Consider the following 1337-nt stretch of genomic DNA (forward strand, 5'->3'; position numbering starts at 1 on the left):
GACGGAGCGAGCGAGCTAGCCAGCCAGTGTTAGAGCTTGAGCTGCTTGTTCTTCTTCTACCTCCTGCACTCGCGTGCTGCACAAGTAGCTCAGCTAGATAGAGCGTCAGAAATGGCCAGCAACAACTCGAGAACAAACTCCAGGGCGAACTACTCCAACGAGATCCACGATCTCTCCACGGTGCAGAACGGCACCATGCCTACCATGTACTACGGCGAGAAGGCCATCGCCGACTTCTTCCCTCCTCACCTCCTCAAGAAGGTCGTGTCGGAGGTGGTGGCCACGTTCCTGCTGGTGTTCATGACGTGTGGGGCGGCAGGGATCAGCGGCAGCGACCTGTCTCGCATATCGCAGCTGGGACAGTCGATCGCCGGTGGCCTCATCGTGACGGTGATGATCTACGCCGTCGGCCACATCTCCGGCGCCCACATGAACCCCGCCGTGACGCTCGCGTTCGCCGTGTTCAGGCATTTCCCCTGGATTCAGGTTCCGTTCTACTGGGCGGCGCAGTTCACCGGAGCGATATGCGCGTCGTTCGTGCTCAAGGCGGTGATCCACCCGGTGGATGTGATCGGAACCACCACGCCCGTGGGGCCGCACTGGCACTCGCTCGTCGTCGAGGTCATCGTGACGTTCAACATGATGTTCGTCACGCTCGCCGTCGCCACGGACACGAGAGCGGTGGGTGAGTTGGCCGGGTTGGCGGTTGGTTCCGCGGTTTGCATTACGTCCATCTTCGCAGGGGCAATTTCAGGTGGATCGATGAACCCGGCAAGGACGCTGGGGCCGGCGCTGGCGAGCAACAAGTTCGACGGCCTGTGGATCTACTTCCTGGGCCCAGTCATGGGCACGCTCTCGGGAGCATGGACCTACACCTTCATCCGCTTCGAGGACACCCCCAAGGAAGGCTCCTCCCAGAAGCTCTCCTCCTTCAAGCTGCGCCGCTTGCGGAGCCAGCAGTCCATCGCCGCCGACGACGTCGACGAGATGGAGAACATCCAAGTGTGATAGGACGACGAGATGTCGTCGATCGTGTCCTCTTACTCGGAAAATTACCAGTCGATCTCGGTCTCGTCATCACTAGCTACGTCTTTGTGTGTGTTTTGTGTCGTGTCACTGCTGCTTCGTACACGCCGGAGAGAGTTACATAAAACGCGCGCGCGTGCACGGGGGAGTGGCGCTAGCTTTGGTTGCTTGGTGGTTCGTGTGGGGTACGTAGATTGCTCGCTCTGTTAATTCCGGGGCTGGAGCCTGCTAATTTTGGGCGTGTGCGTGTGCCGCTTGTGCATCAGTCTCTGCCGTCAAATTGTGCGTGTGTGCCAGGTGTACTATCTCTC

At 59.5% G+C, this 1337-nt stretch carries 1 protein-coding gene; it reads left to right on the top strand.

Annotated elements, in window-relative coordinates:
- Positions 1-111: 111 nt before the first annotated feature.
- The gene (locus tag NK662_RS24450) at positions 112-1008 is read left to right on the top strand and encodes an aquaporin (protein WP_254761321.1); all 897 of its coding nucleotides are present in this window, start codon (positions 112-114) and stop codon (positions 1006-1008) included.
- Positions 1009-1337: the final 329 nt, after the last annotated feature.

This window comes from Ectobacillus ponti (assembly GCF_024294785.1).
GTDB classification, from domain to species: domain Bacteria; phylum Bacillota; class Bacilli; order Bacillales; family Bacillaceae_G; genus Ectobacillus; species Ectobacillus ponti.